This window comes from Leisingera sp. ABM4_103 (assembly GCF_056158685.1).
In genome coordinates this window covers 2677858-2702111 of record NZ_JBSWTU010000005.1, presented here as the reverse complement: position 1 = coordinate 2702111, position 24254 = coordinate 2677858, and the positions used below count along the sequence as shown (strand labels likewise).

24 protein-coding genes and 1 other RNA gene are annotated in these 24254 nt (G+C 64.5%); 9 read left to right on the top strand and 16 right to left on the bottom strand.

All coding sequences use genetic code 11. The features are described from left to right. From ACXAED_RS14820 to ACXAED_RS14805, 4 genes are all read right to left on the bottom strand, one after another. On the bottom strand, positions 1-1005 hold the full coding sequence (locus tag ACXAED_RS14820; RefSeq protein WP_475050993.1) for a DUF1036 domain-containing protein: 1005 nt from the start codon (positions 1003-1005) through the stop codon (positions 1-3). A 66-nt stretch (positions 1006-1071) separates the two neighbouring features. Beyond that, the gene (locus ACXAED_RS14815) at positions 1072-1992 is read right to left on the bottom strand and encodes a DMT family transporter (RefSeq protein ID WP_475050991.1); all 921 of its coding nucleotides are present in this window, start codon (positions 1990-1992) and stop codon (positions 1072-1074) included. Between the two features lie 93 nt (positions 1993-2085). Next, positions 2086-3018 (bottom strand): pirin family protein, encoded by a 933-nt coding sequence (locus tag ACXAED_RS14810; RefSeq protein ID WP_475050989.1) that lies wholly within the window; start codon positions 3016-3018, stop codon positions 2086-2088. A gap of 84 nt (positions 3019-3102) precedes the next feature. After that, positions 3103-3705, bottom strand: coding sequence for a LysE/ArgO family amino acid transporter (locus ACXAED_RS14805; protein WP_475050987.1), 603 nt, complete (start codon positions 3703-3705; stop codon positions 3103-3105). A gap of 90 nt (positions 3706-3795) precedes the next feature. Here ACXAED_RS14805 and ACXAED_RS14800 point away from each other — a divergent pair, with 90 nt between their 5' ends. From ACXAED_RS14800 to ACXAED_RS14790, 3 genes are all read left to right on the top strand, one after another. After that, a complete protein-coding gene (locus ACXAED_RS14800) occupies positions 3796-4680 on the top strand; it encodes a LysR family transcriptional regulator ArgP (protein ID WP_475050985.1) in 885 nt (294 codons plus the stop codon). Positions 4681-4696: 16 nt separating this feature from the next. After that, positions 4697-5389 carry a nitroreductase family protein gene (locus ACXAED_RS14795; RefSeq protein WP_475050983.1) on the top strand — a complete coding sequence of 231 codons (693 nt, stop codon included), beginning with the start codon at positions 4697-4699 and terminating at the stop codon, positions 5387-5389. Between the two features lie 85 nt (positions 5390-5474). After that, positions 5475-6323 carry a COG3904 family protein gene (locus ACXAED_RS14790; RefSeq protein ID WP_475050982.1) on the top strand — a complete coding sequence of 283 codons (849 nt, stop codon included), beginning with the start codon at positions 5475-5477 and terminating at the stop codon, positions 6321-6323. A gap of 134 nt (positions 6324-6457) precedes the next feature. Here ACXAED_RS14790 and ACXAED_RS14785 read toward each other — a convergent pair whose 3' ends face one another. Next, the gene (locus ACXAED_RS14785) at positions 6458-7198 is read right to left on the bottom strand and encodes a YebC/PmpR family DNA-binding transcriptional regulator (protein WP_475050981.1); all 741 of its coding nucleotides are present in this window, start codon (positions 7196-7198) and stop codon (positions 6458-6460) included. 123 nt (positions 7199-7321) lie between these two features. Here ACXAED_RS14785 and ACXAED_RS14780 point away from each other — a divergent pair, with 123 nt between their 5' ends. After that, on the top strand, positions 7322-9097 hold the full coding sequence (locus ACXAED_RS14780) for an SLC13 family permease (RefSeq protein WP_475050980.1): 1776 nt from the start codon (positions 7322-7324) through the stop codon (positions 9095-9097). A gap of 286 nt (positions 9098-9383) precedes the next feature. Here ACXAED_RS14780 and ACXAED_RS14775 read toward each other — a convergent pair whose 3' ends face one another. The 4 genes from ACXAED_RS14775 to mgtE form a co-directional block, all read right to left on the bottom strand. Then, positions 9384-11162, bottom strand: a complete 1779-nt coding sequence (locus tag ACXAED_RS14775) for an SLC13 family permease (RefSeq protein ID WP_475050979.1) — start codon at positions 11160-11162, stop codon at positions 9384-9386. A 212-nt stretch (positions 11163-11374) separates the two neighbouring features. Continuing rightward, positions 11375-12187 carry a TIGR00282 family metallophosphoesterase gene (locus tag ACXAED_RS14770; protein WP_475050978.1) on the bottom strand — a complete coding sequence of 271 codons (813 nt, stop codon included), beginning with the start codon at positions 12185-12187 and terminating at the stop codon, positions 11375-11377. A 113-nt stretch (positions 12188-12300) separates the two neighbouring features. Next, positions 12301-12864: a 5-formyltetrahydrofolate cyclo-ligase gene (locus ACXAED_RS14765; protein ID WP_475050977.1), complete on the bottom strand. Its 564-nt coding sequence runs from the start codon at positions 12862-12864 to the stop codon at positions 12301-12303. A 9-nt stretch (positions 12865-12873) separates the two neighbouring features. Beyond that, positions 12874-14262, bottom strand: a complete 1389-nt coding sequence (gene mgtE, locus ACXAED_RS14760; RefSeq protein WP_475050975.1) for a magnesium transporter — start codon at positions 14260-14262, stop codon at positions 12874-12876. Between the two features lie 145 nt (positions 14263-14407). Here mgtE and guaD point away from each other — a divergent pair, with 145 nt between their 5' ends. After that, positions 14408-15694 carry a guanine deaminase gene (gene guaD / locus ACXAED_RS14755; RefSeq protein ID WP_475050973.1) on the top strand — a complete coding sequence of 429 codons (1287 nt, stop codon included), beginning with the start codon at positions 14408-14410 and terminating at the stop codon, positions 15692-15694. A gap of 40 nt (positions 15695-15734) precedes the next feature. Here guaD and ACXAED_RS14750 read toward each other — a convergent pair whose 3' ends face one another. The 3 genes from ACXAED_RS14750 to ACXAED_RS14740 form a co-directional block, all read right to left on the bottom strand. Next, the gene (locus tag ACXAED_RS14750; protein WP_475050971.1) at positions 15735-17075 is read right to left on the bottom strand and encodes an 8-oxoguanine deaminase; all 1341 of its coding nucleotides are present in this window, start codon (positions 17073-17075) and stop codon (positions 15735-15737) included. Between the two features lie 118 nt (positions 17076-17193). Then, positions 17194-17985: a histidinol-phosphatase gene (gene hisN, locus ACXAED_RS14745; protein WP_475050970.1), complete on the bottom strand. Its 792-nt coding sequence runs from the start codon at positions 17983-17985 to the stop codon at positions 17194-17196. A gap of 98 nt (positions 17986-18083) precedes the next feature. Next, positions 18084-18455 (bottom strand): helix-turn-helix domain-containing protein, encoded by a 372-nt coding sequence (locus tag ACXAED_RS14740; RefSeq protein ID WP_039168241.1) that lies wholly within the window; start codon positions 18453-18455, stop codon positions 18084-18086. A 352-nt stretch (positions 18456-18807) separates the two neighbouring features. Between ACXAED_RS14740 and ACXAED_RS14735 the strand changes: the two genes are divergently transcribed. Further along, entirely contained in the window at positions 18808-19776 is a 969-nt protein-coding gene (locus ACXAED_RS14735; protein ID WP_475050968.1) for an NADPH:quinone oxidoreductase family protein, read from the top strand. Between the two features lie 232 nt (positions 19777-20008). On the opposite strand, the gene ACXAED_RS14730 is transcribed toward ACXAED_RS14735, so the two are convergent. Then, a complete protein-coding gene (locus ACXAED_RS14730; RefSeq protein ID WP_475050966.1) occupies positions 20009-20890 on the bottom strand; it encodes a LysR family transcriptional regulator in 882 nt (293 codons plus the stop codon). Positions 20891-21015: 125 nt separating this feature from the next. Between ACXAED_RS14730 and ACXAED_RS14725 the strand changes: the two genes are divergently transcribed. The 3 genes from ACXAED_RS14725 (at position 21016) to ACXAED_RS14715 (ending at position 22769) form a co-directional block, all read left to right on the top strand. Beyond that, complete coding sequence (locus ACXAED_RS14725; RefSeq protein ID WP_475050964.1) at positions 21016-21237, top strand: DUF1127 domain-containing protein; 222 nt, start codon at positions 21016-21018, stop codon at positions 21235-21237. Between the two features lie 196 nt (positions 21238-21433). Next, complete coding sequence (locus ACXAED_RS14720; RefSeq protein ID WP_475050962.1) at positions 21434-22210, top strand: Bax inhibitor-1/YccA family protein; 777 nt, start codon at positions 21434-21436, stop codon at positions 22208-22210. Positions 22211-22295: 85 nt separating this feature from the next. Beyond that, on the top strand, positions 22296-22769 hold the full coding sequence (locus ACXAED_RS14715) for an N-acetyltransferase family protein (RefSeq protein ID WP_475050961.1): 474 nt from the start codon (positions 22296-22298) through the stop codon (positions 22767-22769). A 28-nt stretch (positions 22770-22797) separates the two neighbouring features. Here ACXAED_RS14715 and ACXAED_RS14710 read toward each other — a convergent pair whose 3' ends face one another. The 3 genes from ACXAED_RS14710 to rnpB all read right to left on the bottom strand — a co-directional run bounded on the left by ACXAED_RS14710 (position 22798) and on the right by rnpB (position 24162). Further along, positions 22798-23229 carry a hypothetical protein gene (locus ACXAED_RS14710; RefSeq protein ID WP_475050960.1) on the bottom strand — a complete coding sequence of 144 codons (432 nt, stop codon included), beginning with the start codon at positions 23227-23229 and terminating at the stop codon, positions 22798-22800. Between the two features lie 211 nt (positions 23230-23440). Continuing rightward, complete coding sequence (rpmG, locus tag ACXAED_RS14705; RefSeq protein ID WP_008554190.1) at positions 23441-23608, bottom strand: 50S ribosomal protein L33; 168 nt, start codon at positions 23606-23608, stop codon at positions 23441-23443. A 119-nt stretch (positions 23609-23727) separates the two neighbouring features. Further along, positions 23728-24162, bottom strand: an RNA gene (rnpB, locus tag ACXAED_RS14700) — RNase P RNA component class A. Positions 24163-24254 lie beyond the last annotated feature (92 nt).

Sequence of the window (24254 nt, the reverse complement as noted above, 5' to 3'; positions counted from 1 at the left end):
CTAGCTTTCCGGCAGGCGGCGGTAGACCAGCCGGTTGCCGCGCGGCAGATAGATCAGGGTCAGTTCGCCGCTGCTCAGCGACTTGATCTGATAGCACAGGCTGGTGCCGCCTTCGCTGTCGCGGGCCATCAGGAAATCGGCGGTAAAGTCCACACCATCGCAGCTGTCCTGAACCGCGATGAATTCCGGCGCCATTGCGCTGCCCATATAGCTGACCTGGCGCACCGCCCCGGAAATGGTGAACCTGTCGCCGGGATCCGCTGCCGAAACCCACTCGCCTTGCAACCGCTGCAGGATCTCGTCGTGGCGGGTCGGCGCGCGCAGCTTGGCACTGTGCAGGTCCAGCTCGCCGTAAGCGCCATAGGAACTGATCATCTTGCCCTCAATTGTCAGCGGGGCGCCCTGCTCCAGCCCCATCAGCAGCGCAAAGGCGGGGGCAGTTGCCGCCTTCCCGCTCAAGGCCCGTATCTCAACACCTTCCCGGGCAAAGCGGCATGCCACCGCAGCGCCTTCCACTTGCCGGCTGCACCCCTGCAAGGTCACATCCGCCGTATAGGTCGTCTCCTCAGCTTCGGCGTGCCGCCCGGGCGGTTCTGCTGGCTGCGAGCGGGAGCTGAGCTGGATTTTCTGAGCGCTGTCACTGGTGCGGGCCCGGGCGAACCCCTGCTCAAGAAAACCGCGGGCGGCGCAATCGCCGCTGCCTTCGATCCGGAACGGGCCGTCCTTGGTGCAGAAGCGGATGCTGTCGTCGCTGAAGGTGTATCCCGCGCTTTCGGCGCGGAAATAGAAAAACCGGCCCTCGTACCCGTCCGGCAGGGGATTGCTGCAGCCGCCCGGCGCCAGAGCGTGCCAGCCCTGGGTCACCCAGCCGCCAGTACCGCGAACTGTCACCGCAAGCTGGTGCACGGCACCGGTATCATTGCAGATACCCGTCCCGGCATTCGCGGCATGCAGATCTGTCAAAGCCGCCAGCAGAAGCGCCGGCAGCCAAAGTAGTACCGCCATTTACAGCCCCCGCTGACACCGTTAAGGGCGCGATTTTACGCCGGACATGTAACATCTATAAGACGATCAAAGCCCAGCCGGGTTACCGGAAGGTGTAGCTGCTTTCTTTTTGATCCTGGCTTCACGCCAGGAGATGAAACTGACCGCAGCGAGGATCAGCCCGCCGCCCGAAACCACCCAGATGTCCACCGGCTCGGCAAAAACCAGGGCGCCCAGCAGGGCGGCCCAGACCAGCTGCAGGAAAGTGACCGGCTGGGTCACCGTCACCGGTGCGGCGGCAAAGGCCAGCGTCATGGTGTAATGTCCCGCGGTGGCAAAGCAGGCGACGCCGAACAGAACCGCAATCTCTGCCAGCGTCGGGGTAACCCAGACCGCCAGCGCAAAGGGGGCAAGGCCAAGGGTGACAAAGACCGAGAGCATCGCCACCACCACCGCCGGGCTGTTGCTGCCGACGGTGAACTTGGCAATCAGATAGGAGGCACCGAAGGACACCGCCGTGAACAGCATGGCGATGTGGCCGGGCGAGACCTCGCGGAAGCCCGGGCGCAGAATGATCAGCGCGCCGATCAGGGCAACGGCAATGGCGGTGATCCGGCGGAACGCCAGCTTCTCGCCCAGGAACAGCGCCGCGCCCAGAGTGACATAGACCGGTGAGAGGTAATTCATCGCTGTGACCTCGGCCAGCGGGATCTGGGTCATCGCGTAGAACCACAGGATCACGCCTGCGGAATGCACCGCGCCGCGGCCCGCATATAGCCCCCACAGCCGCGGGGTCAGCCGTGCCTTGCGCAAGGCGCCGATCATCGGCAGCAGAAAGACCAGCCCCAGCAGATAGCGCAGAAAGGCGCTTTCGGCGGGCGGGATGCGGCTGCCCAAGTATTTGACCAGCGCCGTCACCGCGACAAAGCAGAGACCGGTCACCACCATCCAGAACACCCCTTTGAGCGGGTTGTGGGCGGCGGGTGCGGTTTCTGCGGTCTGGCTCATGAGGTGAGAGAACACCCGTTCGGGCGGCGGCACAAGACTTCACATGTGAATTAATTCAGGGCGAGCCGCTTTCTGCTCCGGAACACTGCGGCGTCACGGCAGCGGGATGAACTCCTGATCATCGCCCGGCGGCAGCTGAAAGCGCCCGTGCTGCCAGTCACCGGCGGCCCAGGATTCCTTCGCCGCCTCGATCCGGTCGCGGGAGGAGGCAACGAAGTTCCACCAGATATAGCGCGGCCCGTTCAGCGTCTCGCCGCCCAGCGCCATCAGCCGGGCGCCCTCGGGGCCCGCGGTCACGGTGATTTCGTCGCCCGGGCGGAACACCATCATACGGCCGGCCTCAAAGGTCTCGCCGGCTATTTCGACCGAGCCCTGGGTCACATAGAGGCCCCGGTCCTCGTGGTCGGAGGGCAATGGCAACTTGGATTCGGCCTGCAGCACCACATCGGCGTAAAAGGTTTCGGAGTGGAGGGTTGCAGGCGCTTTTTCACCCCAGGCAGTACCGAGGATCAGGCGGACGGCCTTTCCCTCCCCTTCGAGAAGCGGCAGCGCCTCTTTGCCGTGGTGCTCGAAGGTCGCGGGCGCATCCTCGTGACTTTCGGGCAGCGCGATCCAGGTCTGGATGCCAAACAGGCTGCTGGCGCCCTGACGGGTCGCGGCGGAGGTGCGCTCGGAATGGGTGACACCCTCGCCCGCCACCATCCAGTTCACCTCGCCCGGATAGATCATCTGGTGGGTGCCTAGGGAGTCGCGGTGCTCGAACTCGCCGTCGTAGAGATAGGTGACGGTGCCCAGGCCGATATGCGGGTGCGGTCGCACGTCGATGCCCTGGCCGGTCAGGAACTCCGCAGGCCCGGCCTGGTCGAAAAAGATAAAGGGCCCGACCATCTGGCGGCGCGGCGCGGGCAGCGCGCGGCGGACCTCAAAGCCGCCGATGTCGCGGGCGCGCGGGATGATCACCGTTTCGATCGCGTCGAGATCGCCCGCCTCGGGGCATTGCGGTTCCAGTGCCGGGTTCCAGCTCATCCTTCCCTCCTGTCTGCTGTCATGAGGAAAAGGTAGCGCGTTTCTGCACAGGCGTTAGGGGAGCCCGCGAACAGGGGCTGTTCGTCACATCAGCAGGAGCTTGGCGGCAATCGCCCACATCGTCAGGCCGACAACGGCGTCCAGCACCTGCCAGGCGCGCGGGCGGGCAAAGACCGGGGCCAGCAGGCTGGCGCCATAGCCCAGCGTGAAGAAGAACGTGAAGCTGGCGATGGTGGCGCCGGCAGCAAAGACCAGCGGCTGCGGGTACTGGGCAGAGATCGAGCCGAGGAGCACCACCGTGTCGAGGTACACATGCGGGTTCAGCCAGGTGAGCGCCAGCACAGTGGCCAGCACCGGCAACAGCGCGGCACCTGCGCCCTCCTCCGCTGCCTCCAGCGTCTCCCCGCCCTGCCAGGCGGCGCGCAGGGCGCGGGCGCCGTACCAGATCAGGAAGGCCGCACCGCCCCAGCGCATCGCCTGCTCGAACCACGGCAGCGCCAGCGCCAGCGAGCCGAAGCCGAAGACACCCGCAGTGATCAGCACCGCGTCGGAGCCTGCGCAGGTGAGGCAGATCCAGAACACATGCTGGCGCCGCAATCCCTGACGCAGGACAAAGGCGTTTTGGGCGCCGATCGCCATGATCAGGCTGAGGCCAAGGGCAAAGCCGGCAAGCAGGCTGGGGGGCATGAGAGGTCTCCGTTTGTGTGCTGGCGTTTGACTAATGCCCGGCCCGGGATTAATCCAGTTAAAGAGATTTATGTCAGATTAGAGTTGCTAATGCATATGGATCCCAGCCAGCTGGCAGCGCTGAGCGCGGTGCTGCGCCTTGGCACATTCGAGGCGGCGGCGCATGCCCTGTCCGTGACGCCGTCGGCCGTGTCGCAGCGGATCAAGGCGCTGGAGGACCGCATCGGCACCGCGCTGGTGCTGCGCGGGGCGCCTTGCACCGGCACCGCGGCAGGCCTTCGGATTGCCAAACACGCCGAGGATATCGGCCTGCTGGAGGCGCAGCTGGCGCGGGAGCTGGCGCTGGAGGCGGGTCACGGCCCGGTGCGGCTGCGGATTGCGGTCAATGCCGACAGCCTGGCGAGCTGGTTTATAGGTGCGATGGCCGCGGTGGATGGCGTGCTGTTCGATCTGCTGGTCGATGATCAGGACCACAGCGCGGAGTGGCTGAAACGGGGAGAGGTCTCTGCGGCGGTGACTGCGAGCTCCAAGCCGGTGACCGGGTTCGAGGCCTATCCGCTCGGCACGCTGGATTACGCGGCGACTGCCAGCCCGGACTTCATGGCGCGCTGGTTTCCGGACGGGGTGACTGCGGAGGCCGCTGCAAAAGCGCCCTGTATGATCTTCAACGCAAAGGACAATCTGCAGCGGCTGTGGCTGGAGCGGAATGTGGCGCCCGGGCTGGCACCGCCTGCGCACTTCCTGCCCTCGACCCAGGCGTTCATTGATGCCGCCGCCGCGGGTCTGGGCTGGGGCATGAACCCGCTGGCGATGGTGGAGGCTGACATCCGCTCCGGCCGGCTGATGCCGCTGATCCCGGAGAGCACGCTGCCGGTGCCGCTCACGTGGCAGGTGGCGCGGGTGATGGCGCCCGCCCTTGCCGAGGTGACGCGCGCGGTGCAGAAATCGGCTAGACTGTATTTAACGCAAAGCTGATCCGGAAAGCCTGCCCATGTTCTCAAAAGACGCCCTGAGCTATGACCCGCTGCCCCTGCCCGACCGGGCGGAGTATTCGGATGCGGAAATGCAGGAAAGGGCGGCAGCCTTCCTTGCCCATATGCGGCGGCGGCACACGGTGCGGGACTATTCGGACCGGCCGGTGCCGCGGGGCGTGATCGAGGACTGCATCCGCGCCGCCGGCACCGCGCCGTCGGGGGCCAATCACCAGCCCTGGTTCTTTGCCGCGGTCTCCAGCCCGAAGCTGAAGGCGCGGATCCGGGCTGAGGCCGAGGAAGAGGAAAAGAAGTTCTATGCCGGCGGCGCGGGTGATGAATGGATCAAGGCGCTGGAGCCGATTGGCACTGACGCCGACAAACCGCATCTGACTATCGCCCCTTGGCTGATCGTGGTCTTTGCCCAGCGCTGGGGCGAATTCGAGGACGGCAGCCGGTTCAAGAACTACTACGTGCCGGAAAGCGTGAATATCGCCACGGGCGTCTTGCTGACGGCGCTGCATACGGCGGGACTGTGCACGCTGACCCATACGCCGAACCCGATGAAATTCCTGAACGAAGCGCTGGGGCGCCCGGCCTCGGAAAAGCCCGCCATGATCATTGCCGTGGGCCATCCGGCGGCACAGGCCACGGTTCCGGCCGTTGCCAAGCTGAAGAAACCGCTGGAGGAGATCGCCGTATTTGTAGAGTGACACCAGCCGCGGGGGCCCGGAAAATTCAAATTTTCCGGCCAATTTTCTTGCAAGAAAATTGCATCGCTCCTGGCTGGCAGTGCGAATGATGCGGGCGCCCGTCTCCCTGCCGCGCAGCCTGGGTCTGCAGGTGGTGCTGCCGCGGGCCTGTCTGGTGCTGGGGTGGCTGGCGCTGAACCAATGGGTCCGGCTGCCGGTGCCGCTGGTATTTGTGCTGATGGCGGCGGACGGGCTGTTTCTGCTGTGGCAGGCCCGGGCGTTCCAGCTGAGCGCCGATGCGCATGTGCGCAGCACCGGGGCGATGATGCCGGTCTGGGGCGGTTACCTGGTGCTGTTGTTTGCAGGCTTTGCTGCGCTGATCCTGTGGTGGGACGCGCTGCTGATTGCTCGGGCGGTGGAGGAGCCCGCCTATGCCGAGCAGCGGCGGCTGGAGCGCGAAGCCAAATACAGCCTGCGTGTGTCCGAAGACGGGCTTGTGCTGGTTTTTGATGGCGAAATCACCCACGGGCTGACCCGGCGGATGGAAGCGGTGCTGGCAAGTGCGCCGGACGTGCGCAGGGTGCGGCTGTCGGGCCCTGGCGGGCTGATCTATGAGGCCCGCGGCGCGGCAAAGCTGATCCGGCGGTATCAGCTGGACACCGAGGCCGCTGCGCTTTGCGCCTCTGCCTGCACGCTGGTCTTTGCTGCCGGACGCTCCCGCCGCCTGGCAGAGGGCGGGAAGCTGGGATTTCACGGCTATGCGCTGATGTTCGAAGGCGGGCTGCCGCAGGTGGATCTGCTGAAGGAACAGCAGAAGGACCTGGCCTTTTTGCAGCAGCAGGGGATCCGCGCGGAGTTTGCCCGCGACGTTTTCGCCGTCGCCAATGGGGAACTGTGGGTCCCGTCAAGCTCCGAGCTGCGGGCGGCCGGGGTGCTCACCGGGGAGGCGTTCTGAGGGGGCGCTGCCCCTTCGTCCCCCTGGGCCTCACCCCCGGGATATTTCCAGCCAGATGAAGCGGTTTTGAGCGTCTGCGGCACGAAAAAGGCCCGCCGTTTTGGCGGGCCTTGGTGCATTCGGTCCGAGGCAGATCAGAGCTGCGCCATGACCTCGTCGGTGGCCTCGAAGTTGGTGGTGACGCGCTGCACGTCGTCGTCGTCTTCCAGTGCATCGACCAGCTTCATCAGCTTCTGCATGCCTTCCAGGTCCAGCTCGGTGGTGGTGGTCGGCTTCCAGACCAGCTTGGTCGACTCCGATTCACCCAGCTCCGCTTCCAGCGCGTTGGACACATCGTTCAGGTCGCTGTCCGCGCAATAGATGATGTGGCCGTCCTCGGAGCTTTCGACATCCTCGGCACCCGCTTCGATCGCGGCCATCATCACGGTGTCCGCGTCGCCCACGGAGGCCGGATAAGTGACTTCGCCCTTGCGGTCGAACATGAAGCCGACCGAGCCGGTCTCGCCCAGGTTGCCGCCGTTCTTGGAGAAGGTGGAACGCACGTTGGAGGCGGTGCGGTTCTTGTTGTCGGTCATCGCCTCGACGATCACCGCAACGCCATTGGGGCCGTAGCCCTCGTAGCGGATTTCGTCATAGTTTTCGGCGTCGCCGCCCACGGCCTTCTTGATCGCGCGCTCGATCACGTCCTTGGGGACGGATTGGCTCTTGGCTTCCTTCACGGCCAGGCGCAGGCGCGGGTTCTTGTCGGGATCGGGGTCGCCCATCTTGGCGGCCACGGTGATCTCCTTGGCCAGCTTGGAAAACAGTTTTGACCGCGCCGCGTCCTGACGGCCCTTGCGGTGCTGAATGTTAGCCCATTTTGAATGGCCTGCCATGGTGCATCCTTGCTGCTGAATATCTGAATTGGCGCTCATATAGCCCGTGCCGGCGCCTGCTTTCAAGCGCCCCTGCCCCGGCTTCGCCCTTGTTCCCTTGTTTTAAGGGGCTAAGGTGGCGGTATGACATTCGATCAAGCTGTTTTGTTTGCCCTTTTTGGTGCCGTCTTTGGCCTGCTTCTGTGGGGGCGCTGGCGCTATGACCTGGTAGCCTTTGCCGCGCTGATGGCGGGCGTGGTGCTGGGGGTGGTGCCCGCGGGCGAGGCCTTTGCCGGCTTTGGGCATCCGGCAACGCTGGTGGTGGCACTGGTGCTGATCGTCTCGGCCGGGCTGGTGCGTTCGGGCGCGGTGTTCCTGATCACCCGGACGCTGGTGGATTCTGCCCGCGGCCTGGGCGCCCATATCGCGCTGATGGGCGGGGTTGGCGCGGTGCTGTCGGCCTTCATGAACAATGTGGCGGCGCTGGCGCTGCTGATGCCGGTGGACATCCAGACCGCGCGCAAGGCCGGCCGCGCGCCGGGGCTGAGCCTGATGCCCCTGTCCTTTGCCACCATCCTGGGCGGCATGGCGACGCTGATCGGCACACCGCCCAATATCATCATTGCCGCGATCCGCGAGGAGACGCTGGGCGAGCCGTTCCGGATGTTCGATTTCGCCCCCGTAGGCGGCGCGGCGGCGCTGGCGGGGCTGGCGTTTGTGGCGCTGATCGGCTGGCGGCTGATCCCGGCGCGGGAGAATGCGGCCGGCGCCTCGGAGGCGCAGCTGGCGCCTTATATCGCCGAGCTGACGGTGGGCGAGGAGTCCGATCTCATCGGCAAGCGGCTGGGGGAACTGGATGAAGAGGCCGAGAAGGCAGATGTCGCCATTCTCGGGCTGATCCGTGATGGCAAGCGGCGTTACGGGCGGTCCGTCGCAGCCATTCTGCGGGAGGGCGACGCGCTGGTGATCGAAGCCGAACCGGAAGCGCTGGATGAATTCCGCAGCGCGCTGAAGCTGGATTTTGCCGATGCCGCCCGGCAGGAGAAGCTGACGGCGGCGGGTGAAGGGCTGGAACTGCTGGAGCTGGTGGTGCCCGAAACCGCGCGCATCCGCGGCCGAAGCGCCCAGGCGATCGGCCTGTCCTGGCGGCAAAGCGCGGTGCTGCTGGGAATTTCCCGGCAAGGCCGCCGGATCACCCACCATATCCGCCAGACCAAGATCGAAGCGGGGGATATCCTGCTGCTCTTGTGCCCGCGCGGGCGCAGCGCCGATGTCGCGGATTGGCTGGGCTGCCTGCCGCTGGCCGCCCGCGGCCTGTCGGTGACGGCCAATGACAAGACCTGGGCCGCGATCGGGCTGTTTGCCGCGGCAGTGGTCGCGGCCTCTGTGGGGCTGTTGTACCTGCCTGTGGCGCTGGGTCTGGTTGCGGTGGGATATGTGCTGCTGAAGATCCTGCCGGTGGCGGAAATCTATGACCATGTGGAGTGGCCGGTGGTGGTGCTGCTCGGCTCGATGATCCCGCTGGGCGCGGCCCTTGACGCTTCGGGCGGCACCGCGCTGATTGCCGGAGCGCTGATCACGCTGACAGAGGGGCTGCCGGCCTGGGCGGTGCTGACGGTGCTGATGGTGGTGACCATGACGCTGTCGGATGTGCTGAACAACACTGCCACGGCGATTGTCGCGGCCCCCGTGGGGATCCAGATGGCGGAAACCCTGGGCGTCTCACCCGATCCGTTCCTGATGGCAGTGGCGGTGGCGGCTTCTGCGGCCTTCCTGACCCCTATCGGGCACAAGAATAACACGCTGGTGCTGGGGCCCGGCGGCTACCGCTTTGGCGACTACTGGCGGATGGGCCTGCCGCTGGAAGTGCTGGTCATCGCCGTATCGATCCCGTCTATTCTGGTCTTCTGGCCGCTGTGACGAGCGGCGCAAAACTTTTGCTCAAAAGTTTTGTCAAAATCCTTGGCAAGGATTTTGCGGCCGGTTCTGCAGGCTGAGCTGCCTACACGGCACCTGCCAAAGCATGCGATGCCAGCGCGATGGCTGTCGATCCAGCCAAAACAACAAAAAGGAAAACTTTCCTGGTCGCCATGATTACCCCCAAAAAACACTCACCATGTTTCATATGGGGGCAGCGCTGTGAATTTCCCGTAAATATTTGCACGCACGGCGGGACACCGCCGCTTTTGCGTCACTTTGTCCTTGATCAGAGCGGCCAGATGAAGGGGATGATCACCGAGGCCAGCATGCCGACGGTCAGGTTCAGAGGAATGCCGACGCGCAGGAAATCGGTGAATTTATAGCCGCCGGGCCCGTAGACCAGCGTATTGGTCTGATATCCGATCGGAGTCGCGAAAGAGGCCGAAGCCGCGACCATCACCGCCACCACCAGCGGCCGCGGATCGACACCCATGGCCTGCGCCAGGCCAATGGCGATCGGTGTGACGACCACTGCGACCGCGTTGTTGGACACCAGCTCGGTCAGCACCGAGGTCAGCAGGTAAACCGCCCAGACCAGCAGGAACGGCGGCAGCATCGACAGGGCCGGAGCAATGGCGTTGACGATCAGGCTGACGGCGCCGGAGCTTTCCAGTGCCGCACCAATCGCCAGCATCGAGAAGATCAGCGCCAATAGCCGCCCGTCGACAAAGGAAAATGCCTCGTCCGCGTCGATGCAACGGGTAATGAACACCAGCGACACAGACAGCACGGACAGCATCAGGATCGGCGCAACGCCAAAGGCCGCCAGAACCACGATGCTGAACAGCGCCACAACCGCAATCGGCGCGTGGCTGCGGCGGTAGGCGCGCTGGGTCGGCTGAGAGACATCCGCCAGATCCATATCCGACGCCAGGCGCTGGATGTCGGCGGGAGCGCCCTCCAGCAGCAGGGTGTCGCCGATCCGGACCACAAGGTCGTCGAGCTGCACGCCGATATTCTGGTTCCGCCGGTGCACTGCCAGCGTATAAACGCCATAGCGGCGGCGCAGGCGCAGGGCGCCAAGCGAGCGGCCGACCATTCGGCAGCCCGGGGTGATCAGCACCTCTACGGTCTGGGTCTCCACCGCGGAGACCTGATCGACCCGCTTCAGCTCCTTGTTGCTTTGCAGGCTCAAAAGCTCGGTCATCCGGGTGCGCAGCACGACACGGTCGCCGACCTGCAGCTCCACCCCTTCGAGATTGCGGCGCAGCGAGGCATCTCCGCGGATCACGTCGATCAGCCGCACACCCGGGCGTTTGAACAGCTGCACGCCGGTTACTTCGCGGCCGATCAGGTTGCTTTCAGGCGGGATCACCGCCTCGGTGAAGAACTTCATCTTCGATTTGTCGCTGAGCAGCGAGGCCATGCTGTCGCGGGCCGGCAGCAGCCGCGGCGCGATGAAGCGCAAATAGACCATGCCATAGGCAACCAGGATCAGCCCCAGCGGGGTAACTTCAAAAATGGTGAAGGGTTTCAGGCCTTGCGCCCGGGCGACACCGTCCACCAGCAGGTTGGTCGAAGTGCCGATCAGCGTCAGCGTGCCGCCAAGGATCGCCGCATAGCTGAGCGGGATCAGCATCTTGGAGGCCGAGACATTGAGAGTGCGGGCAATCTGGATGAACACCGGGATCATCACCACCACCACCGGGGTATTGGAGACCACGGCCGACGCAGAAACCACAAAGGCCATCAGCAGGCCCACTGCAAGCTTCGGGTTGACCCCCGCCTGCTTCTTGGCTGCCTGGGTGAAAGCATCGAGCGCGCCGGTGCGCACCAGGGCACCCATGATGATGAACATCGCGGCAATGGTCCACGGCGCCGGGTTGGCCAGCACCGGCAGCGCCGCGCTGTAGGGCAGCACGCCGGTGGCCAGCATCGCCGCAACGCCGGTCAGCGCCACCACTTCAGTCGGGTAGGTTTCCCGCAGGAACGCCACAAACATGGCCAGGACAATTGCAAGCGCCAGAAACGCGCTGCCGGTGTCACCAAGTTGGATAAACTGCATGTGCCGTGACTACGCCCATATTGATTAACGCGGGTTTAGCGCGCGGGGCGGCGCGCCGCCATCGCGCAGTCTCCCCGAAACCCTTTGGCGGAGCAAGGATTTCCGCATTTACAGCGGCTCCTCCGGCGCCATTCAGGAGAATATGCAGTAAATCCCTTCTTTTCCGGCCGATCCTTCCGCCTTCAAACGTCTTCGCGAGGGTTTCATCCCGCTCAGGGCAGCGCTTCCTGCAGCAGCCCGCCGTTGCGCACCATGCGAATCTGTTTGGCCGCACCGGTCCGGTCGTCGGTTTCGACAAAGACTCCGGACAGGGTGGCTTCGCCATTTGCCGGGGAAAAGCGTGTCTTCGGCATTCCGGTCAGGAAACGGCGCATCGGTTCGGCCTTGTCCATGCCGATGACCGAATTGTAATCGCCGCACATGCCAGCGTCGGTCAGATAGCCGGTGCCTTCGGAGAGGATCTGTGCGTCTGCGGTCGGCACATGGGTATGGGTGCCTGCGACCAGCGAGGCGCGGCCATTGCAGAAATGGCCCATCGCCATCTTCTCGGATGTGGCCTCGCAATGCATGTCGACAATGACCGCCTGAGCCAGCCCGCCGCGCGGGTGTGATTTCAGCACTGCCTCCACCGCGCCGAAGGGATCATCGAAGGCGCGTTTCATGAATACCTGGCCCAGCACCTGCACCACCAGCACCTTGCGCCCGCCCGGCGCGTTGAACAGGCGGTAGCCGCGGCCCGGCGCGCCCTTGGCAAAGTTCAGCGGCCGGATGATGCGCGGCTCTTTCTCGATGTACTGCAGCATGTCCTTCTGGTCGAAGGCATGATCGCCGAGCGTCAGGCAGTCGACACCCGCATCCAGCAGCAGCTTGGCGTGCTCGCCGCTCAGCCCCATGCCGTTGGAGGCGTTTTCGCCGTTCACCACAACAAAATCGAGCCGCCACTCGTCGCGCAGCCGCGGCAGGTTTTCGGTGACGGCGCGGCGCCCGGCGCGGCCCATCACATCGCCTAGAAACAGAATTCGCATTGCGGCGTGGTACGCGCTTGCCGGTCTCAGGACAAGGGCCGCGTTGGCCGCGTAAAACTTTTCAAAAAGTTTTACCAAAATTTTTCGAAAAATCTTGGCTGCCATGCACGATGTCAGCGGTTGAACTGCAGGATACGGCTTTCGGTGACGATCATGTCGAGCGGCTGGTCGGTGGGCTCCAGCGGCAGGTCCTCGGCCTCCTGGGCATCAAAGGCAAAGCCAATCGCCAGCGTCGCCCGCTTGCCGCGCAGCAGTTCCAGCGTGCGGTCATAAAAGCCGCCGCCGTAGCCCAGCCGCCCGCCCCGGGCGTCGAAGGCAACCAGTGGAACCACCAGGATTTCCGGCTCAAAGAAGTCGTCAGCCTCGGGCACCATGGCGCCGAACGGGCCTTCGCGCAGCGGCCCATCGGGCTGCCAGCGGCTGAACTGCAGGGGCTGGCCCGCCCCCATGATCACCGGCACGCCGACGGGGCCATGCGCGGCGGCCTCGGCCATCGCGGGCAGCGGGTCGATTTCGGTGCGGATCGGCATGTAGCCCGACAGCGGCACGCCGCGGTAGCCGGCCAGCACCTCCGACAGGTGGCCTGCCGCACCGGGGATGTTGCGGGCGTGCGCCTCCTTGCGGCGGGCGAAGGCAGCCTTGCGGGCGGCGGCCTTGATTTCAGTCAGATCCGTCATGGCGGTCTCCTACAGCAGTACGGCGGCGGCGAGGCCGAGGAAGGCAAAGAAGCCGACCACATCGGTCACCGTGGTCACAAAGGCGCCGGAGGCCAGCGCCGGGTCAATTCCGGCTTTCTCCAGTAAAACCGGGATCACCGTGCCTGCGAGCCCGGCGACGACCAGATTGATCACCATCGCGACGGCAATCACGCCGCCCAGCACAGGCGAGCCGAACCACGCGATGCCGACAACTGCCATCACCACCGCAAAGATCACCCCGTTGACCAGCCCCACCAGCACCTCACGCCGGATCACCCGCCAGACGTTGGAGCCGGTGAGGTCGCGGGTGGCAATCGCGCGCACCGCAACCGTCAACGACTGGGTGCCGGCATTGCCGCCCATGGAGGCGACAATCGGCATAAGCACCGCCAGCGCCACAAACTGGGCGATGGTGTCCTCGAACAGCGCAATCACCAGCGAGGCCAGAACCGCCGTCACCAGGTTGACCGCCAGCCAGGGGAACCGGCGCTTGGTGGTCTCGATCACCTTGTCGGCCAGCGAGCTTTCCTCGCCGACACCGGCCAGGCGCAGGATGTCCTCCTCGTGCTCCTCATCCAGCACGATCATCGCGTCGTCGATGGTGATCACCCCGACCAGGCGGCCCTCGTCATCGACAACCGGGGCCGAAATCAAGTGGTACTGGTTGAAGGCATAGGCGACGTCTTCCTCGTCCTGATCCGCCGGAATGACCTGAAAGGTCTCTTCCAGCAGGTCGGTCAGCGGTACCTCGCGCTTGGAGGCCATGATCCGTCCCAGGGTCACATTGCCGACCGGATGCGCGCGCGGGTCGACCACAACCACGTGATAGAATTGTTCCGGCAGATCGTCGGAGGCGCGCATGTAATCAATGGCCTGGCCGACGTTCCAATGCTCCGGCGCCATCACCACTTCGCGCTGCATCAGGCGGCCTGCGGAGTTTTCGGGATAGCTCAGCGACTGCTCGACCGCGACCCGGTCGGCGTCTTCCAGCACCTCGAGGATGGCTTCCTGCTGCGGCTCCTCCAGGTCTTCCAGGAGGTCGACCACATCGTCGCTTTCCAGCTCCCGCACCGCCTCGGCCAGAACCGCGGGTTTGAGGATAGAGATCACTTCCTCGCGGATGCTGTCGTCCAGTTCCGAGAGGATTTCGCCGTCGAACTCCCGGTCATAGAGATGGATCAGCCGGGTCCGTTCGGCTGAATCGATCTGTTCCAGAAGGTCGGCGATGTCGGCGGCGTGCAGGTCTTCCAGCAGCTCGGTCAGAGTCTGCTGATCGCCCTGCTCCACCGCTTCCAGGATCTGTGCGACCAGCTTGCGGTCCAGATCATAGGCGTCGTCCTGAGACAGGTCGCCGGAGATGTTGTCGCCGCTGCTCATGTGATGCCCCCGGGATATTTTGTGAGTAATTGCCTGCAAAATAGAAGAAGCCGCTACCGGAAAACAATGACAATGGCATAATCTGTCCGGAGCTGATGCGCGGGTATCCTGCGTTGCGCTGATTTGCAAGGAAAGGGTTGAACGAATGGGCACCGGAGTCATCCTAAAAGGACAGGTGCTGTCCTTTACCCGCTCCCCCTTTACCGGCGGCAGCCCGGAAGGTGCGGCCCGGCTGCAGGAGACGGTGGCGGTGCAGAACGGGGTGATTACGGGCACCGGCACGCTATCGGAGATGCAGGCGCTGCTGCCGGACGCTGAGGTGCGCGATCACGGGCAGAATCTGATCCTGGCCGGCTTTGTCGATGCCCATGTGCATTACCCGCAGACCGCGATCATCGCCAGCTGGGGCAAGCGGCTGATCGACTGGCTGAACAGCTATACCTTTCCGGAGGAAATGCGGTTTGCAGACCGGGCCTATGCTGACGAAATCGCCGCCCGTTACCTGGACCTGACCGCATCGCATGGCACCACCACGGTCTGCAGCTATTGCACCATCCATCCCGAGAGCGTCGATGCGTTCTTTACCGCGGCGCAGGCACGCGGGCAGCGGGTGGCGGCTGGCAAGACCTGCATGGACCGCAATGCGCCGGAGGGTCTGCGGGACACGGCGCAGTCGGCCTATGACGACAGCGAGGCGCTGATTGCGCGCTGGCACGGGGTGGACCGATTGGAATACGCCATCACACCGCGGTTCTCCCCCACTTCGACGCCGGAGCAGCTGGAGGCGATGGGCGCGCTTTGGGGCAAGCATCCGGAATGCCTGATGCAGACGCATCTGAGCGAGCAGACCGATGAGATTGCCTGGGTCCGGGAGCTGTTTCCGCAGGCGCGGGATTACCTGGACACCTATGAGGAATTCGGCCTGCTGGGCGCCAAGGGGCTCTACGGTCACGCCATCCATCTGGAGGAGCGCGAGCGGCACCGGCTGCGCGAGTATGGCGCAGCGCTGATCCATTGCCCGACGTCCAACACCTTCATCGGATCGGGCCTGTTCGACATGGCCGGGCTGATGGCCGAAGGCCAGCGGATCGGGCTTGCGACCGACACCGGCGGCGGGTCGAGCTTTTCGATGCTGCGCACAATGGCGGCGGCTTATGAAATCGGACAGCTGCGCGGTACCCCCCTGCACGCGCCTCAGCTGTTGTGGCTGGCGACCCAAGGGTCTGCCGTGGCGCTGCGGATGGACGGAAAGATCGGCAATATCGCAGAAGGCATGGAGGCGGATCTGGTGGTGCTTGACCTTGCTTCGACCCCGGCAATTGCGCAGCGTGCCGAGCGGGCAGAGGACCTGTGGGAGGCAGTGTTCCCGACGATCATGATGGGCGATGACCGTGCCGTCGCCGAGGTCTGGATCGGCGGCAAGCGGGTCTAGGAGAGGCGCTGGCGCGCCTCTGCCTCCGGCGGGGGTATTTTCAGCAAGAGGAAGCCAGGGCGCGTGCGAGTTCGCCGTGGCGTTCGATCAGGAGCGGCAGGTCAAGAGTTGTGAGTTCGCCGCCGCGGATGATCTGCTTGCCTTCCACGAAGAGGTGTTTGACCTGGGTTGGACCAGCCAGCAGCAAGGCCGCCGGGTCCCAGCTGCCGCTGGAGGCGATGCCGGTGGTGTCCCAGATCGCAATATCCGCGCGCTTGCCGGGCTCCAGGCGGCCGCAGTCGGGGCGGCCCAGCACATCGGCGCCGCCGCGGGTGGCGATCTCCAGCGTTTCATAGGCGCTCATCGCATCGGCGCCGTTGGCGACCCGCTGCAACAGCATGGCCTGGCGCGCCTCGGCGCTGAGGCTGGCCATGTCGTTGCTGGCGGAGCCGTCCACCCCCAGCCCGACCGGCACGCCTGCGTCGCGCATCGCGCGCACCGGGGCGATACCGCTGCCAAGGCGGCAGTTGGAACAAGGGCAATGCGCCACGCCCGTGCGGGTTCTGGCAAAAAGATCAATCTCTTGCACGTCGAGCTTGACGCAATGCGCGTGCCAGACGTCATCGCCGGTCCACCCGAGCTCCTCGGCATATTGGCCGGGGCGGCAGCCGAATTGCGCCTCGGAATAGGCGATGTCCTCGTCGTTTTCGGCCAGGTGGGTGTGCAGCATCACCCCCTTGTCCCGGGCCAGCAGCGCGGCATCGCGCATCAGCTCGCGGCTGACGGAAAAGGGCGAACAGGGCGCCAGGCCGACACGGCACATGGAGCCTTCGGACGGATCATGAAAGGCGTCCACCACCCGGATCATGTCATCGAGAATGGCGCGCTCATCTTCGACCAGGCTGTCGGGCGGCAGGCCGCCGTCGCTTTCGCCGATGCTCATGGCGCCGCGGGTCGGATGGAAGCGCAAGCCCACATCGCGGGCAGCGTGAATGGTGTCCTCCAGCCGGGAGCCATTGGGATAAAGATACAGGTGGTCGGAGCTGAGGGTGCAGCCCGACAGCGCCAGTTCCGCGAGGCCCAGCTGGGCAGAGACGAACATCTCGTCCGGAGTGAACCGCGCCCAGACCGGATACAGCCGCTGCAGCCAGCCGAACAGCAGCGCGTCCTGCGCGCCCGGCACCGCCCGGGTGAGGTTCTGGTAGAGGTGGTGGTGGGTATTGACCAGGCCGGGTGTCACCACGCAGCCAGGGCCCGAGACGGTCTCGCCATTGGTCTCCAGCCCCTGCCCTACCGCGGCAATCCCGCCGTCCCGGATCAGGACATCAGCGCCATGCAGCACACGGCGCGCGTCGTCCATCGTCAGGATGGTATCGGCATTTTGGATCAGAATTTCTGCCATCGTCACACACTCCTTTTGGCAGCCCGCTTCAGTGGAATGTGTGATTGGCCGATGGAAAACGGGCAAAGAACCGGCCTGATGCGCAGACTACAAGCCAGCGCGGCCGGGTTCAACCCTGTCACGCTTGGCGAAGCAGCTCCAGCGCGGCGGCGTGAATCTGTGAATTGGCCGCAGCGAGGGCACGGCCGCCCTCATGCGCAGGGTTTCCCTGCCAGTCGGTGACGATGCCGCCCGCCGCCTGGATCAGTGCAATCGGCGCCTGAATGTCATAGGCGTTCAGGCCCGCCTCGATCACCAGGTCCACCTGCCCTGCCGCCACCAGGGCATAAGCATAGCAATCGGTACCATAGCGCGTCAGCTTGGCGCGGGCTGAGACCCGCTCGAACCCAGCCCGTTCCTCGGCAGTGCCGACTTCGGGAAAGGTTGTGAAGAGAACAGCGTCTTCAAGTGCCGCGGTGGCGCGGGTCTGCAGAGGCCGTTCGCCCAGCGGACCGGTCATCACCGCAATTTCCGGGCCGCCACAAAACCGCTCGCCCGTGTAGGGCTGGTCGATCACCCCCAGGAACGGGCCGTTTTCATCCGCCAGCGCAATCAGCACGCCCCAAGTCGGCGTCCCGCTGATGAAGCCGCGGGTGCCGTCGATCGGGTCCAATACCCAAGTGCGGCCAGAGCTGCCGGGCTCAGCACCGAACTCCTCGCCCAGGATGCCGTCCGCGGGCCGCAACTCTGCCAGCACAGCGCGCATCGCCTGCTCCGCCGCGCGATCAGCCACGGTGACGGGATCAAACCCGCCTGCCAGCTTGTTTTCAGCGTTTAAGGAGGTGCTGCGGAAATGCGGAAGGATGGCAGAGCGGGCTGCGTCTGCCATCCTGTGCGCAACGTCGAGATCGGAATATGCGGCCTGTGTCATACAGGAACGGGTGCCACCCGGCCGGTTTCATTGCAAGCGCAAATCACAGCACTAGGCCGGACTTGCGCAGCAATGGCCGTTCAGGACCCGTCCAGGTTTCAGGCGGCGTCGCTCAGCACGCGGGCCAGTTCAAACAGGCGGCGGCGCTGGTTTTCCGGAATCGCGTAGTAGGACCGCACCAGATCGAGTGCTTCCTTGTCACCCATCAGATCCTCCGGCACAGCGGCCTTTTCGGCCGGGGCTTTGCCCTCTTCCTGGAGGCCCTCGAAGAAGAAGCTCACCGGCACCTCAAGGGCGTCGGAAATATCCCACAGGCGGGACGCGCTGACCCGGTTGGCACCGGTCTCATACTTCTGGATTTGCTGAAATTTGATGCCGACCTGTTCGGCAAGCTGCTGCTGCGTCATGCCGATCAGCCACCGGCGGTGGCGGATGCGCTTTCCCACATGCACGTCAACGGGATGAGCCATGCGTTTCTCCTAGTCTCTAAAATCCGGCCGCAACCCGGACCGCTGCATTCCTATAACCTGTTCTGACGCCTTCAATTCTTGCCCCTGAACAGGTTCCCCATCAGAGCGATCTGAGATCAACCTCTATGCAAAAGTGTACAACCCTTGCGATTGATTGCAAGACTGCCGTCGCCCGCGGCGGGGTTGAGGAGGTCAAGCGCATGATTTCACGTATCATTTTTCTAAACGTTTTATTGCCAAGCGGCTGCCGATCGCGTACCTCCCCAGAAATAGCGAGGTGTGCCCGGGTGCGGAGGCCCGGCAGTGTGGCCCTGCGAATCATTTCTGTTCCCGCAAAAGGTGAGGAGAAACTATGCTGGCTTACCAAGTTTCCGGCTTTGACCGGCAGGCAACCCTGACCGAAACCGGATGCCCGCCGCCGGGTCCCGGGGAGGCGGCGGTCGCGCTGCGGGCCTGCGGCCTGAACTTTGCCGATCTGCTAATGATGAAAGGCAGTTATCAGGACACGCCGGAGCTGCCCTTCACTTTGGGGCTGGAGGCTGCCGGTGTGGTGACGGCGCTTGGCGATGGAACTGGCGGCTTTGCGATTGGCGACCGGGTGGCGGTGTTCGGCGGCTCCGGGGGACTGGCGGAGGCGGGGGTGTTTGATGCCGCGCGGCTGATCCGCATTCCCGATACGATGAGTTTTGAACATGCCGCGGCGATGCAAATCGCCTATGGCACAAGCCATATGGCGCTGGATCACTGCGCCCGGCTGCAGCCTGGCGAGACACTGCTGGTGACGGGAGCTGCGGGCGGTGTGGGGCTGACCGCAGTTGAGATCGGCAAGCTGATGGGGGCGACAGTGATCGCCCATGCCCGTGGCCAGGAAAAGCTGGAGGTGGCAGCAGCCGCCGGAGCGGATCATCTGATCGACGCGAGCGAAGACCTGCGCAGCGCGGTCAAGGCGCTTGGCGGCGCCGATGTGGTCTATGACGCTGTGGGCGGCGAGGTGTGGAAGGCCGCCTTCCGGTCCGCGAACCCCGGCGCGCGGCTGCTGCCGGTGGGCTTTGCAGGCGGCGAGGTGCCGCAGATCCCGGCCAACCACCTGCTGGTGAAGAACCTGACGGTCATCGGCTTTTACCTGGGCGGTTACATGAAGTTTCGCCCCGAGGCGGTGCGGCGCTCCTTTGAGACGCTGTTTGCCTGGCATGGCGAGGGCCGCATCAAGCCGCACATCAGCCACATTCTGCCCCTGGAACGGGCAGGCGAAGGGCTGGAGCTGCTGCGCAGCCGCAAATCCACCGGCAAGGTCGTGATCACCACCGGCACCAGCAGCTGACGAAAAAAAACTGCTGACTGCGGGGCAGCTCCCGCCCGTCGCCGGTGCATCTGGAAATGCACCGCTCCCGTTGGGCCAGGCTCAGCGCCCGCGGCGCTGAGCCTGGCCCAAGGCCGCAAAGGATGCGCTGGCGAAGCCAGGGCGGCCTGCGGGCGCGGGAGCTCCTGCTAGCCAGCCCTGCCTGCCCTTGCCCTGCTAAACGGGCGCAGCACCCTGCCGATGCTTCTGCGGGTCAACTGGCGGCCCGCAGCGGTGCCGACCACAACCCCTGGAACCCCTGACGGACGAATTTGGCCAGCTCCTCAACGTAAGGCGCGCGCACACGTTCAGCCCCGTACAGGTTGATGTGCTGCATCGGCAGGTCAGGCAGACCGCAGCCCTGGTCAATCAGCTCCTGATAGCCCGGCTGGGTGCCTTCCAGCAGCACCCCCACGGCGAGATCGGCGCTGACTGTCGCTTCGACCGTGCGGTCGGAGTCGCTGTCGAGCGCCATCTCCCACTCGATCCCGGCCTCATCAAGCGCCGCCGTGGCTACCGGACGGAAGCTGCAGTTGCGGCAGAAGCCGAGCCGCAGGGGCCGCTGCCGCCAGACCGATCCGTCCGGCGCGCCGACCCAGCGCAGCGGCATGCTGTGAATCGTCTCGCCGCCCTCGCCCGCTCCGGTCTCGGTGGTCAGGATCAGATCAAAGGCGCCGCGACCGAACTCGGTCTTGAGGTCGCGGGTGTTGGAGGTGCAGAGGTTCACATTCACCCGCGGATAGCTGAGGTTGAACCGCTTCAGAACCGTCGGGATCACCGGATGAACCACATCATGCGGCACCCCGAGAAGAACCTCGCCCTCATAGGCCTGGTCGGTCAGCCTGCCGATCACCTCGTCGTTCAGCGCGACCATCTTGCGGGCATAGCCCAGCATCTGCTCGCCCTCCGCCGTCAGCGCGATGGTGCGGCCGGAGCGGTCCAGCAGGTCCACTCCCAGCAGTTCTTCCAGCCGCTTCAGCTGCATGGAGACGGCCGACTGGGTGAGATGCAGAAAACCTGCCGCCCGGGTCACGCCGCCATTGTCCGCCACCGCCACAAAAGAGCGGAGCGTGGTAATATCGAGATTTCTCACCATCACAACACCTGATGCATTCCATCAAAAACATTCGTTTTCAAAATATGCCACAGGCGCCCATATTCATCAATACAATTGATCACCCAAAAGGGAAGCATCACAAACTTAACTGAAGGACCTTCGCCATGACCCATGCAACAGCCCCCTGCCCTGCCGGCTGCACAACCCGGGCGCCGCATCGTTCACTGCTCAGCCGCCTGCGACTGCTCTGGTCTGTCCGGCGCCAGCGGGACCAGCTGGCAGCGCTGGACGACCGGGCGCTCAAGGACATCGGGCTGACCCGGGCAGACGCCGAGGCCGAAGCCCGCTGCGGGTTCTGGAGCGCGCCGGAGCACTGGCTGCGCTAAGCGGCAGTACCACCCGTATGCGCCCTTACCGGCGGGCCGCTGAACAGCGGCCCGTTTAGTCGCTTTTTTCATGCATTTCTTGGTCCGAAATACTTGAACCGCAACGCGCTTCGCCCGATATTTACCGGGAAAGCTGTCGGCCGCGGCTCCATTCGCGCGCGGGCAGCAAGGGAGTAGATTACGGAGACCATTGAGAATGGCACAGTTTGACACCATCCGGTCTGCCGCCGGCGCCCGCGCCGCGCAGATTGATGAGGGCCTGCGCGCCCATATGAACAAAGTCTACGCCACCATGGCGGCAGGCACGTTCATCACCTTCCTGGCCGCCTGGGCAATTGCCGGGCTGGCCGTCACCACCGACCCGGCAAACGCCGTGGCGCAGCTGAGTGCTGACAAGTACCTGACCAATGTCGGCTATGCGCTTTATGCCTCGCCGCTGAAGTGGGTCATCATGTTCGCCCCGCTGGCCTTTGTGTTCGGCATCGGCGCCGCAGCAAACCGCATGTCCGCAGCGGGCGTGCAGCTGCTGTTCTACGTCTTTGCCACCGTGATGGGCCTGTCGATCAGCTCGATCTTCCTGGTCTTCACCGGCGAAAGCATCGTGCAGGTGTTCCTGATCACCTCCGTCGCCTTTGCGGGTCTTTCGCTGGTGGGCTATACCACCAAGAAGGACCTCAGCGGCATGGGCGCCTTCCTGATCATGGGCCTGATCGGCCTGATCGTGGCCTCGATCGTCAACATCTTCCTGGCGTCGTCGGCCATGGCGTTTGCGATCTCGGTGATCGGCGTGCTGATCTTTGCGGGCCTCACCGCCTATGATACTCAGCGCATCAAGAACGACTACCTGCAGATGGCCCACGCGGGTGACCAGGAATGGCTGGCGAAATCCGCGATCATGGGTGCGCTGAGCCTGTATCTGGACTTCATCAACATGTTCATGATGCTGCTCCAGCTGCTTGGCAACCGCGAATAAGCGCACCTCCATACCAGGCACAGCAAGGGGCGGATCGCACAGATCCGCCCCTTCTCGTTTCAACAACAATAACAAGGTTTACCCCGTGAAGATCATTGAGATTCCCGCCACTGAGGCAGAGCGGCTGGTGCCGATGCTGCAGGATTTGCACGCGCTGCACGTCACCCATCAGCCAGAGCGCCATATTCCGGCGCCGGGCAGCGGCGGTCTGGCCGAATGGCTGCAGGACTGGCTAAGTGAGGACAACGTCTTTGCACTGGCCGCAGAGAGCCCGCAGGGAACCCTGCTGGGTTATCTGATCTGCGAGTTGCAGGAGCGCCCTGCCCTGCCGCTCCGCGCCGCCGAAACGCGCGCCATGCTGCACCACATCTCAGTGACCGAGGCCTGGCGTAGGATGGGCGTCGGCAAGGCTTTGGTCGAGGCGATGAAGGCCCGTGCGCTTGAGGCTGGCGCAACCGTTGTTGCCGCCACCTATGCGCCTTTCAATACCGCCTCAGCGGCGCTGATGAAAGGTATGGGAATGGAGCCGGTGCTGACCCTGGCAGAATGGCGCGCCTGAAGCCCGGTGCTAGCTCAGAGGCCTGATGTCAGGACCCGGTACCGGTGCAGTCGAGCCCAGCCGAGATGGCGATGGTGCCGCGGGTGCTCGACACTTCGCGGATCTCGCCATCCAGCCGGCAGCCGGAAGCATACGTCACCAGGCCGCTGAAGTCCGCTTCGGCAATATCCGGCAGGCTTGGCGCCGCACTATGCTCCGGAACGCTTAGCACTGCCATGCCTGCACTTCCGGAGCGGACAAGGCACAAAGCCAGCTCCCGCCCCTCCATCTGCACGATCCTGTCTACCACCGCGCGGCCCGGGGCCGCAGGCTCCGCAGCAGGAACAGCGGCCGCCAGCCCGGGGGGCAAGCTTTGCGCCGCAACCGCCGGCGGCGGCGGCAGAGCCGCCATTGCTTCGAAAGAACTTGAAACTGGCGTCGCGGCCGCTCCCAGCGCCGCGGCAATCACAAAAGTTTTCACAGCTCATCCACCCGTTTGCTCATTACCCACGAAGGCAAGCCTAGTGCGCAATTGCGGCGGAAAGATGCCGCAGGGGCAAGCGGGTGCGGACAATCAAGGCGGCATTTTCCGGCAATTCTAGACAACGCCCTTAAACCGCTGGGGCCCTTCCAAAAGAAAACGGGCCGCGCCTGGCGCGACCCGTTTCCGGAAATCATCCCGTAAGCAAGGCTTACTTGATTTTGCCTTCCTTGTACTCGACGTGCTTGCGCACAACCGGGTCATACTTACGCACAACCATTTTTTCGGTCATGGTGCGTGCGTTCTTCTTGGTGACATAGAAGTGGCCGGTGCCCGCGCTCGAGTTCAGGCGGATCTTGATGGTGGTCGGCTTCGCCATGGTGCTTCTCCTGCGTCCGAAAAGGCAGGGGCCTCTCGGTAAATTCCTATCTGAAGCCCGGCTTTTACCTGCCCCAGCCCCCAAGTCAATAGGATTCGCCCCTATTCCCCGAGGGATTTATGCACAGAAGGCCTGTAAGCCGGATCCTGTCCCTCCGGGACCGAAATCCCGGGCTCGACGGCCATTCATCTAGGCGGCGCATTGCTGCGCCGCTCAAGCTGCCAACCCGGCCCCTCTCGGCTGAAGCGTACCTAGCGGCGGTTTCCCGGTTGCCCGGGACCTGCCCGCGCGGGGGCCCTATTTGGCATTGCTCCCGGTGGGGCTTGCCGTGCCGCCGCTGTTGCCAGCAGCGCGGTGGGCTCTTACCCCACCGTTTCACCCTTACCCGCGCGGATGCTCCTTCGGCGGACCTCCGGTCCGGCGGGCGGTCTGTTTTCTGTGGCGCTTTCCGTCGGGTTTCCCCGCCCGGGCGTTACCCGGCACCGTTGCTTCATGGAGTCCGGACTTTCCTCGAGGGGGGCTTGCGCACCCCGCGCGGCCGTCCAGCCTTCTGCGCGACTGGAGGCGTAGAAACATCGGCGTGCGGCGTCAAGCGGATAGTGCGGATTAAGGGGCCTTGCCCCTCTTGGCCTGCTGCCAATTCACC